This is a genomic window from Rathayibacter tanaceti (assembly GCF_001634385.1).
Taxonomy (GTDB): Bacteria; Actinomycetota; Actinomycetes; order Actinomycetales; family Microbacteriaceae; genus Rathayibacter; species Rathayibacter tanaceti.
The window spans coordinates 1-1,061 of the sequence record NZ_LIIN01000271.1; the positions used below are offsets into that span (position 1 = coordinate 1).

Consider the following 1,061-nt stretch of genomic DNA (forward strand, 5'->3'; position numbering starts at 1 on the left):
GGCGGGATCGACGGGGGCGTCCGCGGCGTCATCGGCAGCGGCCCGATACCAGACCAGGCGGTCCTCGCCGCCGAGCAGGCCGAGCGCGAGAGCGGCCCGGCCCTCGTCGTCGACAGTGCTGTTGCGGAGCAGGTCGGCGTCGCCGACCGCGGTGACGGTGGCGCCTCCCGGGCCGTCGGCGCTGACCAGGGCGAACGCGTCGTCGCCCGTGGGGAAGCAGCCGGTCACGCCCGCGTCGAAGGCACGGTAGCTGCTGCCTCCGGAGGGGAGCGTGCCGGCGCGCTCGGCCGCGGGCAGACCGCAGTCGGCGCGCAGCACTCCCTCGTCGCGGGGGGAGCCGGCGAAGCGGACGCCCGGCAGCAGGGACTCCAGCGCCGCGCCGCCGGGCCGGACGAGGACGACGGAGTCCGATGCGAAGGCGAGCCGGCGGTACTGCTCCTCCTCCAGCGCGGTCTCCGGATCGTCGACGAGGAGCGTCGCCCCCGGAGCGAGAGCGGAGAGAGCGGAGGCGAGGTCGTCGGCGCGCACCACCTCGACGCCCTCCTCGCGGAGCACCTGCGCCACAGCGCGCGCGCCGTCCGGTGCCGCACTGTCGACGTCGAGGTCGGGAGCCGGGACGCGGGCACCGGTGCCGACGATGAGCAGGAGGGTGCCGACGGCGACGATCCCGACGAGCACCGCCCAGATCCGGCCGCGCCGCAGCATCGCCCCGAGCGTCGGAGTCGTGACCGAGTCGACGCTCATCGGGCGGCCCCGAGCGCGTCGAGGGCGGGCGACACGGCGGCGAGCTCGCGATCGAGCGCGACGACCCGCTCGTACTCGTCGGGTCCGCACGGCAGTCCGAGGTAGCGCACGCGGTCGAAATCATCCGCTGCTCCCCGCAGCGCCGCTGCCGAGGAGGGGAAGGCCGCCGACGCGCGCAGCGCCAGACCGTGCGCCGTGGTGCCCGGAGACACCCGCAGCACGGTCCGCTCGTCGAGCGAGCGCACCAGGGCCCGGAAGCGCTCGACGAGGGCCTCGTCCCAGGCGCCCCGTGCGGCCGCCGCCTCGGCGAGGGAGCG

At 76.6% G+C, this 1,061-nt stretch carries 2 protein-coding genes; both read right to left on the reverse strand.

What is annotated here, in order from left to right; all coding sequences use genetic code 11:
• A partial coding sequence (locus ACH61_RS15580) for a DUF4350 domain-containing protein (protein ID WP_153038961.1) occupies positions 1-744 on the reverse strand: 744 nt, incomplete at its 3' end.
• Positions 741-1,061: DUF4129 domain-containing protein (locus ACH61_RS15585; protein WP_153038962.1), on the reverse strand; the 321-nt coding region annotated here is incomplete at its 5' end. The genes ACH61_RS15580 and ACH61_RS15585, both read right to left, overlap by 4 nt.